10 protein-coding genes and 2 pseudogenes are annotated in these 14,347 nt (G+C 67.6%); 7 read left to right on the top strand and 5 right to left on the bottom strand.

Annotated features, from left to right (window positions below; translation table 11 throughout):
* Positions 1–105: 105 nt before the first annotated feature.
* From OG798_RS55860 to OG798_RS55850, 3 genes and pseudogenes are all read left to right on the top strand, one after another.
* On the top strand, positions 106–750 hold the full coding sequence (locus OG798_RS55860; RefSeq protein WP_328760509.1) for a group II intron maturase-specific domain-containing protein: 645 nt from the start codon (positions 106–108) through the stop codon (positions 748–750).
* Between the two features lie 104 nt (positions 751–854).
* Positions 855–2,634: pseudogene (locus tag OG798_RS55855) on the top strand (reverse transcriptase domain-containing protein).
* Positions 2,635–2,828: 194 nt separating this feature from the next.
* Positions 2,829–4,019, top strand: coding sequence for an IS110 family transposase (locus OG798_RS55850; protein WP_328760592.1), 1,191 nt, complete (start codon positions 2,829–2,831; stop codon positions 4,017–4,019).
* A 21-nt stretch (positions 4,020–4,040) separates the two neighbouring features.
* On the opposite strand, the pseudogene OG798_RS55845 reads toward OG798_RS55850, so the two are convergent.
* Positions 4,041–4,610: pseudogene (locus OG798_RS55845) on the bottom strand (IS5 family transposase); the annotation flags it as partial.
* A gap of 588 nt (positions 4,611–5,198) precedes the next feature.
* Here OG798_RS55845 and OG798_RS55840 point away from each other — a divergent pair.
* The 3 genes from OG798_RS55840 to OG798_RS55830 are packed head-to-tail and all read left to right on the top strand — an operon-like array spanning position 5,199 to position 8,247.
* Positions 5,199–6,311, top strand: a complete 1,113-nt coding sequence (locus tag OG798_RS55840; protein WP_443054271.1) for a bifunctional DNA primase/polymerase — start codon at positions 5,199–5,201, stop codon at positions 6,309–6,311.
* Positions 6,308–7,849: a DNA primase family protein gene (locus tag OG798_RS55835; RefSeq protein WP_328760507.1), complete on the top strand. Its 1,542-nt coding sequence runs from the start codon at positions 6,308–6,310 to the stop codon at positions 7,847–7,849. Before OG798_RS55840 ends, OG798_RS55835 begins: the two co-directional genes overlap by 4 nt.
* Positions 7,846–8,247 carry a DUF6009 family protein gene (locus OG798_RS55830; RefSeq protein ID WP_328760505.1) on the top strand — a complete coding sequence of 134 codons (402 nt, stop codon included), beginning with the start codon at positions 7,846–7,848 and terminating at the stop codon, positions 8,245–8,247. Before OG798_RS55835 ends, OG798_RS55830 begins: the two co-directional genes overlap by 4 nt.
* A 307-nt stretch (positions 8,248–8,554) precedes the next feature.
* Here the strand turns inward: OG798_RS55830 and OG798_RS57085 are convergent, their stop codons facing one another.
* Genes OG798_RS57085 through OG798_RS55820 form a run of 3 tightly spaced genes read right to left on the bottom strand, consistent with a single transcriptional unit; the run spans position 8,555 to position 10,257 of the window.
* Positions 8,555–8,665 (bottom strand): pentapeptide repeat-containing protein, encoded by a 111-nt coding sequence (locus OG798_RS57085; RefSeq protein WP_443054270.1) that lies wholly within the window; start codon positions 8,663–8,665, stop codon positions 8,555–8,557.
* Between the two features lie 14 nt (positions 8,666–8,679).
* Positions 8,680–9,012, bottom strand: a complete 333-nt coding sequence (locus OG798_RS55825; RefSeq protein WP_328760504.1) for a pentapeptide repeat-containing protein — start codon at positions 9,010–9,012, stop codon at positions 8,680–8,682.
* Positions 9,013–10,257, bottom strand: coding sequence for an IS110 family transposase (locus tag OG798_RS55820; RefSeq protein WP_328760503.1), 1,245 nt, complete (start codon positions 10,255–10,257; stop codon positions 9,013–9,015).
* 361 nt (positions 10,258–10,618) lie between these two features.
* Here OG798_RS55820 and OG798_RS55815 point away from each other — a divergent pair, with 361 nt between their 5' ends.
* Positions 10,619–11,998 (top strand): IS1380 family transposase, encoded by a 1,380-nt coding sequence (locus OG798_RS55815; RefSeq protein WP_328760502.1) that lies wholly within the window; start codon positions 10,619–10,621, stop codon positions 11,996–11,998.
* A 181-nt stretch (positions 11,999–12,179) separates the two neighbouring features.
* On the opposite strand, the gene OG798_RS55810 is transcribed toward OG798_RS55815, so the two are convergent.
* Complete coding sequence (locus OG798_RS55810) at positions 12,180–13,847, bottom strand: IS1182 family transposase (protein ID WP_328760500.1); 1,668 nt, start codon at positions 13,845–13,847, stop codon at positions 12,180–12,182.
* Positions 13,848–14,347 lie beyond the last annotated feature (500 nt).

Raw genomic sequence — 14,347 nt, 5'->3', positions numbered from 1 at the left:
GTGACGCCCCTTACCCTCCGTGCGGGGAAGGAGTTCCAGCCGACGGTAGCTGAGCGTCACCTCGAAGCAGAAGTTGCCCATTGCGTTGAGGGCGTGACTTCGCCCGTGCTGGCGAATCTGTTTCTCCACTACGCGTTCGACGCCTGGATGGCCCGGGAGTTCCCGACCATCCGGTTCGAAAGGTACGTGGACGACGCGGTCGTGCACTGCGCCAGTGAGCGGCAAGCCCGCATGCTGGCCAGGGCGATCGGAGACAGGTTGGAAGAGGTCGGGCTGCGACTGCACCCGGCCAAAACCCGGATTGTCTACTGCCGGGACGGAAGACGCCGAGGCTCATACGAGCACACGTCGTTCACCTTCCTGGGGTTCACGTTCCGCGCCCGCAAGGCCCGCGACAGGCATGGGGTGAACTTCACCTCGTTCCTGCCGGCGATCAGCCAGGATGCCCTGAAAAGGATCAGCGGGGAGGTCCGCCGCTGGCGGATTCACCTGCGCACCGGTCACACCTTCGCCGAACTCGCACAGAAGATCAATCCGATTGTGCGTGGCTGGATGCAGTACTACGGAGCGTTCTATCGCTCCGCGCTGGATTCCCTCCTCAAGCGCATCAATGCCTACCTGGTGCGCTGGATCCGCAAGAAATACAAGCGGCTACACGGGTTCAAGAAGGCCAAGGCGGCCTGGGAACGCGCCACACGGCGCTATCCCCGTATGTTCGCCCACTGGCCATGGATCCGTGCGGCCTGGTGATCAGGATGACAAGAGCCCGGTGAGTCGAGAGGCTCACGCCGGGATCTGTGGGAGCCGGGGAGTGAGATTCTCCCCGGCCACCCGACCAGAGCGCCGAAGTCCTTCTGGGGATCATCCGCGAGCGCGGCAGCAAAGGACTGCCGCTGGAACGTCTCTACCGGTGCTTGTTCAACCGGGAGTTATACCTGCTCGCCTACGGGCGGATCTACCGCAACGACGGAGCGATGACGCCCGGCGTTACGGCCGAGACCGTGGACGGCATGCGCCTGGAGAAGATCCAGGCGATCATCGACGCGCTCCGTGCTGAGCGCTACCGCTGGTCACCGACGCGCCGTGTCTACATCGAGAAGAAGGGAAAGACCAAGAGTCGGCGCGGTTTAGGTCTGCCGACGTGGTCGGACAAGCTGCTGCAAGAAGTGATACGCCTGTTGCTTGAAGCGTATTACGAGCCGCAGTTCTCTGATCACTCTCACGGGTTCCGGCCTGGCCGGGGCTGTCACACCGCCCTGCAATCGATCTACCCCGGGTGGCGGGGAACGACTTGGTTCGTCGAGGGGGACATCAAAGCCTGCTTCGACAGTCTGGATCACGGGATCCTGCGGTCGATCCTGGCGGAGAAGATCCACGACAACCGCTTCCTGCGGTTGGTCGACGGACTGCTCAGGGCCGGATATCTGGAACAGTGGCGCTATCACGCGACGTTAAGCGGTTCGCCGCAAGGCGGTGTGATCTCGCCGATCTTATCCAATATCTACCTGGATCGGCTGGACAAGTACATCGAGACGAACCTGCTGCCCGCTTACAACCGGGGAAGACGACGCACGCCTTATCGGCCGTACATGCTGCTGTGGCAACGCGCCTTTCGACTGGAACAGCGAGGCGACCTGGAGGCAGGTCTGGCACTGCGCAAGCAGATGAAGACCATGCCCTCACGCGACCCCGATGATCCGGGCTATCGGAGGCTGAACTACTGCCGCTATGCGGACGATTGGCTGCTGGGCTTCACCGGACCGAAACGGGAAGCCGAGGAGATCAAGGCCGACATCGGCCGGTTCCTGCGCGACGAGCTCAAGCTGGAGCTGTCCGAGAACAAAACCCTGATCACCCACGGGCGGACACAAGCTGCCCGGTTCCTCGGCTACGAGATCGTGGTCTTGGACAACGACACCAAGCACGACCATCGCGGTCAGCGCAGCATCAACGCGCAGATCGGGTTGAAGGTGCCTGCTGACGTCATCCGCGCCAAGTGCCGCCCCTATATGCACCATGGCCGACCGATCCGGCGGACCGAACGCACGGTCAACAGTGATTTCTCCATAGTCGCTCAGTACCAGGCGGAGTTCCGCGGGATCGCCGGTTACTACCAGCTCGCGTTCAACCGGCATCGTCTCGGACGGCTGAAGCACGTGATGGAGCGCTCCTTGGTGAAGACGCTGGCGCGGAAGTACCGCGTTCGCGTCTCCAGGGTTTACCGGCGCTACCGGACCGTGTTGAAGACCGACCAAGGTCCCCGCCGGGGGCTCCAGGTCACCGTCCAACGCGACGAAGGACGGACGCCGTTGGTGGCGCAGTGGGGCGGGATCTCGCTGGCTCGCAAGATCAGGATCGGCAGTCTCGACGATCACCCGAAGCAGGTGTGGAACAGCGGACGCAACGAGATCGTCAAGCGCCTGCTCGCCGACACCTGCGAGATGTGCGGGTCCCATGACGGCGTCGAAGTGCACCACATTCGACACCTCAAAGACCTCAACGTTCGGGGGCGGGCCGCCAAACCGGCCTGGGCCCAGATGATGGCCAGGCGCCATCGGAAGACCCTGGTCGTCTGCCGCGTCTGCCGCGAGGGACATCCACTACAGCGGACGTCCCTCGCGGCAGAACTCATGAGAAGAAAAGGCACTGGAGAGCCGGATGCGGTTAACGTCGCACGTCCGGTTCGGTGGGGGGCCGTTGGAAAAGGGCCTGGTCACAGGCACCTCGCTGGCGGCCTACCCAACCGCACGTCCGGTTCGGGAGGGCGGCACGGAGAAACGGGCCGGGAGTGATCCCGGAACCGCGCTCCATGCCGACCCCACCACGACATCGCGCTGATCAACTCCGGCGCCCAACTGCTCGGCAAACTCAGAATCAGCGATGACGCGGCGGGCTTCCAGGACCTGTTGCACCTGCTCGCCGAGCACGGTGACAGCCCGGACGATCCCATCCCGGTCGCCATCGAGACCTCCCGGGGCCTCCTGGTTGCCTGCTTGCGGGCTTCTGGACGCCGGGTCTATGCGATCAATCCGATGGCCGTCGCCCGCTATCGTGACCGGCACGCCGTTTCCCGGAAGAAGTCCGACCGCCAGGACGCCGTCGTCCTGGCGAACATCCTCCGCACCGATGCCTCGCTGCACCGCCCGCTGCCGCATGACTCCGACCTGGTGAAAGCGATAGCCGTCCTCGCCAGGGCCCAGCAGGACGCAGTCTGGGACCGCACCCGCGCCCACAACCGGCTGCGATCACACCTGCGCGAGTACTACCCCGCGATCCTTGAGGCGTTCGCAGCAAAGCGTGAGCGGCTGCTGTCCCGGGAGGCCCGCACGATCCTGGTGATCGCGCCCACTCCGGCCGAGGCCACCCGGCTGACCCGCCACCGGCTGCGGACCGCGGTCATCAGAGCCGGACGCCAACGCCGCATCGAAGCTGAGACCGACCGATTGCTTGAGGTGTTCCGCCGGACCTGGCTCCGCCAGCCCGCCCTGGTCGAGCAGGCGATGGGACGGCAGACACTCGCCCTCCTTGCTCAGCTCGACGCGGCCTGCCAGGCATGCGATGACCTCGCATCCGACACCGAAAAGCTGTTCCTGCAACATCCCGACGCGGAGATCATCACAAGTTTCCCCGGCCTGGCCGTGCTCACCGGCGCGCGGATACTCGCCGAGATTGGCGACGACCGCAGCCGGTTTGTCCAGGCCGGCCATCTGAAGGCTTATGCCGGAAGCGCACCGGTGACCCGCGAGTCCGGCAAGAGCCGCCGTGTCGTCCACCGTCGGATCAAGAACAGCCGGCTGGCCGCGACCGGTCGGCACTGGGCGTTCGCCGCGCTGACCGCCTCACCTGGCGCCCATGCCCACTACAACCGCCGACGGGACACCGGCGACCGCTACCACGCGGCCCTCCGCAATCTGTTCAACCGCATGCTCGGCCAACTCCACCACTGCCTGACCAACCACCAGAAGTTCGACGAAGCCATCGCCTTCAGCCCATCAGTTCCGCTCGCGGCAGCCGCTTGACCCGACAGCTGCATGGGGTGTCTTGTCAGCGCGCACTCGATTGGGAGGGACGCGCGGCCGGCCCGGCCCGATGCGGGGCACGCGGACCTTCTCAAGCACGGGTTCGAACTGCGGCGAGTCCCCGCGCTGCCCCGCCGTCACGACGATCGATATGGGCTTTTGGCCCTGCTCGACGGCCAGGTGCAGTTTGGTGGTGAACCCGCCGCGCGAGCGTCCCAGTCCGTGATCACGGGGCTCGGTGCAGACGCCGCCCGGCGGTTCCTTCTGCAGGCTGCCCTGTTTGCGGGCCCCGGCCGCATGCTGATGGGCGCGGCACACCGTGGAGTCGACGCTCAGGTCCCACACGATCGCCCCATCCGCGTTGGCCTGGGACTGGAGCTGAGTGAGGACCCGGTGCCAGGTGCCGTCCCGCTGCCATCGGCGGAACAGGTCGTAGATCCGGCCCCACGGCCCGTACTCGGCGGGTACATCCCGCTACGGAACACCCGTCCGAACCCGGAACCGTATGCCGTCGATCAGCTGCCTGCGGGGCCAGACGGGCGGCCGCCCCCAGGTCCTGACATCCGGCCCAGCTGCCGGGCGCGGCGCCATGCCTGATGCATGGCGCCGCGCCCGCGGAGGCATGTCTCCCCAAGTGCCCTGGACTGCCCCTGAGCGACCGAAGCGACTCATGGCTGGGGTCTCCGTCACAGCGGCCGGTCGCGAGCTCTTTGTCGGCCGTTCAGTCGCTTCAGTCGCTTGGGTCGCTGCAGGGGCGGACGAGGACAGCGACTGAAAGCGCAGCTACCCAGCGACTGTTCGGTCGCTGCTCGCCTGATGTACGAATGTGCAGGTCAAAGCGGTGATCAAGAGTTCACAGCGACCGAAGCGACTCAAGGTCGGGGTATATGAAGACGTTCCTGTGTGCGCGTGTGCGTTACATATAGGGAGCTTCAGTCGCTTCAGTCGCTGTTCTCAGTCTTGCGTAGTCTCTGATCTGCAGTTTTCTGTAAGCTGGAGCGGCAGCGACTGAACGCCTCTCGGTCGCTCTACTTCTGTGCTGGGTCGCTGCGGGTGCCTGCCGGTCGCATCATCGACACGGCCTCGGGGTTCCTTCGCACGTGCTCCACGTCCTCACGGGCCACGTTCGCTAGGCTGTGTCCGTCGTTGAGTCGCTTCGGTCGCTGATAGGGGGTGCGCATGCAGGCTGACCTGCGCTTTTCTGGCAGCGACTCACGGCAGCCCGCCCCCGAGTCTTCAGTCGCTGCCTCTCAGGCCACCGCCAGCTGGTGCGCGCGACGCGGCTGGCCCGTGCACCCCCTGGCCGCCGGGCGCAAGACCCCGGCCGCCAACTGCACCCAGTGCCGCACGACTCCGCACCCGCCCGCCGAGTGCCCGTGCCTGCCCGCAGGCCGCTGGTGCCACGGGTTCCACGCCGCCACCCTCGACCAGCGCCATATCACCCAGTGGTGGGGCGCCCACCCGGAGTTCGGCGTCGGCATCGCCTGCGGACCGGCCGGCCTGGTCGTCATCGACATCGACGCCCACCCCACCCAGCCGCCCACCCGGGACCGGATCCTGCCCGGTATCCCAATCGGCGACGACATCGATCTCACCGGCCTGGCCAACGGCTTCCACACCCTCGCCGTCCTGGCCGCTCTGCGCGGCCAGCGCAGCCCCGCGGAAGACGACACCACGCTGCGCGTCCGTACCCCCTCAGGCGGCCTGCACGTCTGGTACCGGGCAGCGGACAACCGGCGCTGGCGCTGCTCCGCAGGCTCCAGCCAGGGCACCGCACTGGCCTGGCAGGTCGACGTCCGCGCGCACGGCGGCTACATCATCGCTCCCGGCACCACCACCCGTGACGGCACCTACGTCCCGGTCGACAGCGTCCGCGAGCCGGCCGCCCTGCCCGCCTGGCTTGCCCAGGAACTCGAGCGCACTGGTCACCAGCCTGCCCCGAGCATCCCCGCCCCCCGGCCGGTCCCGCCCCGAGCCCAGCAGGCTGTGCTCGCCGCGGGCGGCGGCCGCGACCGCATCCAGCGCATGCTTGCCTCCGTCCTCGCCCCCATCGAGGCCTGCGGCCACGTCACCGAAGGCGCAGGGTTCTCCGACACCCTCAACCGTGCCGCCTACACTCTCGGCGGCCTCGTCGCCGCAGGCCGCCTTACCGAGGAAGAAGCCGAGCTCGCCCTCACCCAGGCCGCGGCCGCCGCCCGCCCGGGCCAGGAGCGCCGCGCCGCCCAGATCATCCGCAGCGGCATGACCGCAGGCCGCCAACACCCCCTCTATATGGGAAGGGGCCCCCGATGACGTCACACGGCAACGAGACGGAGGCCCTCTTTGAGTTCGACCCCGAAGCCGTCGCCGCTCAGATCCGCAACCAGGCACGCCCCGCACCAGCCACCACCGTTGCTCTGCCGGCCCAGGCCGATGCTTCCCGCGCGGCCGCCGGAGAAGCGACCGCTGCCGGGCTCCTGCCCGACACCCTCACCGACCGCGGCAACGCCAAGCTGTTCGTCAAGCTGTATGCCAACGACTACCGGCACGTGCCCGGGATGGGCTGGTACCGGTGGGACACCACCCGCTGGCAGATCGACGAGGACGACACCGTGCTCTGGGCAGCCGGTGACCTCGCCGAGGCCATCGCCGTCCACGACCCCCGTAGCGTGTTCACGGCCCAGGCCCTGCAGTCGCATCGCCGCCGCGCGCTGTCCACCACAGGCATGAACGCGATGCTCGCCCAGGCCAAGTCCGCCCCCGGCATGGTTCTCAACGCCGCCCTCCTGGACGCTGACCCGTACGCCCTGTGCACCCCCGACGGGATCGTCGACCTGCGCACCGGCCTGGTCAAAGTCCCCGACCCCAACAAAGACTTCCACTCCCGCTCCACAGCCGTCGGCCCGCAGAACATGCCCATCCCGCGCTGGGAACGGTTTTTGACCGACACCTTCGGCGCCGACGCCGAAGACCGGCAGATGATCGCCTACCTGCAGCTCCTGCTGGGCTACTCCGTCACCGGCGACGTCGGCGGCCAGGTCCTGCCCTTCCTCTTCGGCTCCGGAAAGAACGGCAAATCCGTCCTCCTGGACGTCCTGATGAAACTCCTGGGCGACTACGCGGACGCGGCCCCGCCCGGCTTCCTGATGGCCCGCCCCTACGAGGGCCACCCCACGGACCTGGCCGAACTGCACGGCCGGCGCGTCATCGTCTGTTCCGAGGTCAAACCGGGGGACAAGTTCGACGAGGGCCGCGTCAAGCTGCTGACCGGCGGCGACCGCATCAAAGCCCGCCGCATGCGGCAAGACTTCTTCGGCTTTAACCCCACCCACAAACTGTGGCTGCTGGGCAACCACCGCCCCGAAGTCGGCACCGGCGGCTTCGCGTTCTGGCGCCGCATGCGACTGATCCCGTTCGAGCGGGTCGTCCCCGACCACCGCAAGATCGACAACCTCGCGGACCTCCTCGTCACCGAGGAAGGCCCCGGCATCCTCACCTGGCTCGTCGACGGCGCCCGCCGCTACCTGGCCGGCGACCGCGACCTGACCGGCCCTGAACGCGTCCGGATCGCCACGAGCGCGTACGCGGAGACCGAGGACCACACCGGCCGCTTCTACGACGAGTGTTGCCGCCTCGACGCCGAGCTGCGCGCGGAGCAGACGGCGCTCTACGCCGCCTACCGGGCCTGGTGCCAGAATGAAGGGGCGCCGGCCATGTCCTCGCGCGCGTTCGCCGCCCGCACCCGGGAACTCGTGGGCCTGGCCTCGCCCAAGGAGATGATCCTGTCCAACCAGCGCAAGCACTACCCCGGCATCGGACTGCTCACCGACGAGGAGAGGGACCGCCCATGAGCTCCCTGATTACCGAGGACGAGATCAGCCACGAAGCCGACATCGTGTGGCTGGAGGACACCGACCACCTCGACTACGTCCGCCAGAGCCTGGACCGGCTCCCCACCCGCAAGGGAAGGCCGGCCTACCACCGTGACGGCCGCATGGTCGGTTACGCCCTCCTGGGTCCCACTGCCAAACCCTCCCGTGCCTCCGGTACGTTCCGCCGCCGCGTCTTCTGGCTCCTGCCTCACGACCGCGACAGCCAGCCCGTGGGCCTGTACGCCAAGAGCGCTCCTGCCGAGGCCGTCGACCCCCGCACCCTCGAACCTCGGGTCAAGGGCTACAAGACCGAACGCTCCGAAGGCGGCCCGCCCTCCAGCGCCATGCAGGAATTCGGCATAACGCTCCCACTGTGACGGGCCAGCCCTGGAGCGGGCACGATTGCCGATGCCGCGTCTACAACGCGGTGGCGAACTGCCATGCCGTTCTCGCCACCCTGCAACACGTCAGCCAGAACCCGTAATCCGCTGATCGCGGACGCAAGCACTTACCGGCAACCGCGGCCGAGGCCGTGGCCGCGGCGCCAGTCTGAACGGTCGAGCATGCTGTGCGCACCGTTGCTTGTGGCGAGGTTGCGCAGTCCGTGGCTGTATTCGGGGGCCGCCGTCGACGGTGTGCTGATCCTGCGGCGCGCGTCGGCACCCCCCTCGCAGCCTGCGCCTGTCAGTCCCGCCTTGCGCCCTTCAGGTCCGCACGGATCAGGGACGCGGCCCTCAGGTCCGCGCCACGCAGGTCTGCGCGGTGCAAGTTCGCATCGTCCAGGGTTGCACCCATCAGGATCGTGCCTGTCAGGTTCGCCCTTCCAGGGATGTGCCCTCCAGGTTTGCGGCCTCCAGGGTTGCACCGTGCAAGTTAGCCCTATCCAGGCTTGCCGTGCCCAAGTTCACGTCGTACAGCTTCGCGCCCTTCAGGTCCGCTCCGTTCAGGTTCGCTCCGTTCAGGTGCGAGCCCTCCAGGTCCGCACCTTCTAGCCTCGCGCTTTCACGAGGTGGGTTGTCCGATGGTTGATCAAATAAGCGGAGAGTGCTCCTGACGCGTAAATAGCAGCAGTTCAGGGTGAGTGTGGGCAGGTCTGGGTGCCCGGTGGCCAGGGTGGTCGTCGGGTGTCTGGCTCGGGTCACTCAGGCCGCGCGTTCCAGCGGGTTGAGGGTGACGGTGTAGCCGAGTTGGTTGAGCGCGTTGATCGCGCGGCGGGTGGCGCGTTCGGGGTCCCGCTGGGCGAAGTAGGCGCCGCCGAGCTCGTGGTAAGGCTTGTCGTCGGTGAGCATGTGCCAGATCGCGGTGATGATCGAGTGCTCGACGGCGACCAGGGCCCGCATCGGGCCGCGGCGGGCGGTGAGCCGCTTGTAACGGGCCGGCAGGTAGCTGTCCTTGGTCCTCACCGCGCCGAGCGCCGCGAGCCCGAGGGCGCCTTTGAGATAGGGATTGCCCGGCCGGACCTTGGTGCTCTTGGTCCGGCCGGCGGACTCGTGGTGGCCCGGGCAGACCCCGGCCCAGGAGGCGAGGTGCCTGCCGGAGGTGAAACGGCTCATGTCGCCGCCGGTCTCCGCGATGATCACCTCGGCGACGGCCCGGTTGATCCCGGGGATGGTGTCGAGCAGGTCGAGCGCGGGACGAAAGGGGGCCATCGCCTCCTCGATCCGCTCATCCAGCTGCCCGATGGCGGTGGTGAGCTGGTCGTAGTGGTCCAGGTGCAGCCTGGTCAGGAAGGCGTGGTGGGCGCGGAACCGGCCGGTCAGGGCCTCGGTGAGTTCGGGGATCTTGTTGCGGAGCTTGCGCTTGGCCAGCTCCGCGAGGGTCTGCGGGTCGCGTTCGCCGCGGATGAGGGCCTCCAGCATGGCCCGGCCGGAGACGCCCATGATGTCGGAGGCGACTGCGGCCAGTTTGATCCCGGTGTCCTCCAGCAGCTTCTCCAGCCGCTGGACGATCTGGCCGCGTTCGCGGGTCATCTGGGTGCGGGCGCGGGTCAGATCCCGAAGCTCGCGCACCGGCTGCGGCGGGACGAACGAGGGGCGGACCAGGCCGTGGGCGCCGAGCTGGGCCAGCCAGGCCGCGTCGGAGACGTCGGTCTTGCGGCCGGGCAGGTTCTTGACCTGGCGGGCGTTGACCAGGATCACGTTCAAGTCCCCGGTCAGCACGTAGTAGAACGGCTTCCAGTAGTCGGAGGTCGCCTCGATCACGACCAGGGTGACCTCGGCGGCGAGCAGGTGATCGCGCAGGGCGAGCACCGCGTTCGTCGTCGCTCCCCAGGTCGTGGTCTCGGTGGTGAATGACCCCCGCCGTTTGGTGTTCGGGGTGCGGACGCACGCCTTGGCGTCCTTCTTGCTGATGTCCAGACCCGCGCAGCGTTCGTGCAGCACGTCCATGGCCCCGCTCCCTCCCAGACGGACGGCCGAGCAGTACGCCGTTCCGGGAGGGCCAGGGTGAATCAGGAATTCTGACGCACGTGCTCGCAGCAACACTCCACGGTTCCCGTGGACGGCCCCCAGCACCACGCTGACCTGCGAGCTCACCGGCATCACAGAGCAATCGGTTTCGGCCGGAACGAACCCCACCAGCATCCCGCAGCGGTATCAGCCCACGTCAGAGGCAGACGGAAGCACCCCGGCGCGCGCCACAGGATTTACCACGCCCCCGGCGCGCACCAAAGGTGCGCTGGATCGCTGACCTGCAACGATGGGACTTGTCTAGGGTCCTGTTGGCTGCACGGAAAGAAGCACTCTCCAGGTGAGCAAGCGTATCGGGTTGTACCCGCGTGTCCGCGTCGAGGGCGGTGGCAGCGGGACGGTCTCGCAGGCCGGGGCGGTGCTGCTGGTCGAGACGGTCCGCAAGTGCGGCCTGGACAGCGCGATATCGACGGCAATGGCGCCGTGGCGCAAGCCGCGGGCAGTGCACAACCCGGGCAAAATCCTGCTGGATGTCGCGCTCGCGACGGCTCTGGGCGGTGACTGCCTCGCCGATGTCGCCATGTTGCGGGCCGAGCCCGACGTGTTCGGCCCGGTGGCATCCGATCCCACGGTCTCCCGGCTCATCGACGCCCTCGCCGCAGCCGGGCCGAAGGCGCTCACCGCGATCCGGTCGGCGCGGGCCGAAGTACGCTCGCGGGTCTGGGAACTGGCCGGGGTGAGAAGTCCGGCCGCCGACGGTCACGTGATCGTGGACATCGACGGCGTGCTTGTCCTTGCGCACTCCGAGAAGCAGGATGCCACCGCGACCTGGAAGAAGACCTTCGGTCATCATCCGCTCGTCGCGTTTGTTGACCACGGCCAGGCCGGTTCCGGAGAGCCGGTCGCCGCGCTGCTGCGGCCCGGCAACGCTGGCTCCAACACCGCGAGCGACCACATCGAAACAGCCCAACTCGCCCTGGCCCAACTCCCCAAGCACCTGCGGCGGGGCCGGAAGACGCTGATCCGCACCGACTCCGCCGGCGGGACCCATGCCTTCCTCGACTGGCTCTCCCGCCGGGGCCGGTGGCTGTCGTATTCCGTCGGAATGACCATTACCGACGCCATCCACCAGGCCGTCCTGAAGATTCCGAAGAAGGCATGGACGCCGGCCTACGACGCCGACGGCACCGAGCGGCCCGGCGCCTGGGTCGCGGAGATCACCGACATCCCCGACCTGAGCACGTGGCCCAAGGGCATGCGGCTGATCGTCCGCAAAGAACGACCGCACCCCGGCGCCCAGTTGCGATTCACCGACCTCGACGGACTACGGCTCACCTGTTTCGCGACCAACACCCAAGGCGGCCAGCTCGCCGACCTGGAACTACGTCACCGCCGCCGGGCCCGCTGCGAGGACCGTATCCGAAACGCCCGCGACACCGGCCTGCGCAACCTGCCCCTGCACGACACCGCCCAGAACCGGATCTGGCTGGAGATCGTCCAGATCGCACTCGACCTCCTTGCCTGGATGCCGATGCTCGCCCTGACTGCGGAAACCCGCCGCTGGGAGCCCAAACGGCTTCGCCTGCGCCTGTTCTCTGCCGCCGCCCAGCTGGTCACCACCGGCCGCTGCCGCTGGCTCCGCTTCACCGCCCGATGGTCCTGGACGGATGTGATCACCCGCGCGATCCAGCGACTCGCAGCCCTGCCGAACCCCGGCTGACCAGCGACTCCGACCGTCCCGACGAGCCACAGCAACATCCCGGAGCCGTGGAACCCCGGCGCCCACCCGACGCGACAGCCGGGCCGCCAACCTGCCCCAGCCCATGAAATTCCGCACCTCGCAAGCACAGAGTCCCCGTCAGCGAACGACCCTGTTGGCGAATCCCGTTGGATGAGCCCTTCTACTTCGCTCCGCCGATCAAACGATCGGCGGAGCGAAGTGCTGCGAAGTGACTGGTTCGGGTAGCTGCCCTGGGCGTGTGGGTGAGGTGGGCGTCGATGCGGGCGAGATTCATCGCGGCACCGGTGAGCTGGTGCTGGAGACCGGTCTTCGCGAGCCCGCGATAGCGGGATCTGCGCAGGCCGCAGCGCCCGACGCCCTGGGAAATGGTGCCTTCGACCCCGGCTCGGATCTTGTAGCGGTCCTTCCAGGCATCGGTCTGCTGCTCTGTACGGACTTTGCGGACCACCTCGTGCTCGTCCCGTAGGCGAAGATTCATATCCCGGTATTCGCCCTTCGGGGATCTGACGCATTTGCGCAGGTCGGGGCAGAGTTGGCAGTCCACGCGGGCGAAACGGACCCGGATCACCGGCAGGCCCTGCTGCGACTTTCGCTGGTGCCATTGAGCGCTGGTGGCACCATTCGGGCAGGTCACCTGTTGCTGGTCCCAGTCGATTGTGAACGCGTCCTGGCCGAAGGGGCCGCCGGCCCGGGCGTCGGTGCTGGCCACCATCGGTCCCAGCAGCTCGACCCCGTGATCGAGACGGGCGGCCACGACCTGGGACGCGGTGGGATACCCCGCATCCACCCAGTGCTCGGCGGGCAGGCAGTCCCGTGCGGCCAGTTCGGCGTGGATACCGCGGATCATCACCTGGTCCTGGGTGGTGGAGACGGTGGTTGTCACGTTCGTGATCAGGTTCGGAGCATCTGCCTCGCAGGTCTCGGTGAGATGGACCTTGTATCCGTGCCAGACGGTGTCCCGCTTGATACTGCCGCGCGACTCGGGATCATAGGGGCTGCCCAGGCGCGTCGCACCCGGGGGCCGGTTTTTTGGGGACCGGCAGGCCACCTCCCCCTCGACCAGGTGGAACTGCTGCACCCAGACCCGCCGCAGGACTTCGACGCTCTTCAGCGCCCGCAGTTCATCGGGAGCGGTGGGCGACCAGAGAGCCCTCAGCAGCCTCGTTCCGTCCCGGCCGATCCGTAACCGGACCTCGTCCCTCTGCGCTTCCGACTTGGGGAAACGGAAGTTCTCGGCCCGGGTGGCGTAATGGTCGAACCAGTCCGGCTCAGCGATCTCCCTCAGCCAGTCCGGTGCCTCCCGGGCCAGCGTGTTCAGCGCCGCGCGCAGTGTCTCGGCCACCATCTCCAGGGCGCTCAGATTCCGCACGGCCGCCAGCACATGCGTGGAGTCGGTGCGAGCCCGGCTCGCAGTCTTGAGCAACCCCTTGTCGCGGGCCACGACCAGGATGCCGTCCAGCACCCGACGCCCGCCGTCAGCTTCAAGCAGACGGTCCCGGAACTCCGTCAGCACCGTGAAGTCGAAACCGGGATCGCCAAGCCGAAGGCCGAGGGCGTACTTGAAGTCGATCCTGGCCCGAACCGCCTCCGCGGCCTGGCGGTCGGTGAGGCCCTCGACGAACTGCAACACCAGCGCAAGGGCCAGCCGCCCCGGTGACCAGGCAGGCTTCCCCCGAGCCGGAAACAGATCCATGAACTGCTCGTCGACGAACAGCACCCCCAGCTCGTCCCGGAGCCTGATCGCGAGACTTCCGCGCGGGAACGCCGCTCGTGCCACCCGCACTGTTTCCACCGGAATCTTGGCAGGCCCCTTCGGCCGCATCGACATCGCAAACCCCCAGCACGACATCGGCCCCCAAGACACAAGTCTTGGGGGCCGACGCAAGATCCCGCAGCCGGATTCGCCAACAGGGTCGCGAACCGACGAGGACTCATGAACGATCGAGGCTAGCCACACCAAACCCAGTTACACCGCTCGCTTTACAGACCCGGCCACTTCGCCGAGGGACTGGCTGCATAGATCGTCTCCACGCTGCGAGGGGACATGTCGGGCGTAAGCCGTGGTCAGGACGATCGAGTACCGCACCGGGCCCGTGCGCGAGCGATAAGCAAGTGCAGTTGGCAGACGGCCGGTTCGCGAGCCAATGGACCAAGGCCGGTCGGGTCCAAGGCAGGCCCTTGCCAGACCAAACTCCCCGGGGTCAACTGGTGGCCGACCCGGACGAGGGCTGGACGAACGCTTCGCTGTCCATGGACTTCGTCGAACAGTGCGTCGAAGACACGCCTGGGCCCGCTCACCGGACGAGGTGAGCGGGCCCAGGCGGTGTG

This window comes from Streptomyces sp. NBC_00271 (assembly GCF_036178845.1).
Taxonomy (GTDB): domain Bacteria; phylum Actinomycetota; class Actinomycetes; order Streptomycetales; family Streptomycetaceae; genus Streptomyces.
The sequence above is the reverse complement of the archived record's forward strand: the minus strand, read 5'-3'. Positions and strand labels throughout refer to the sequence as shown.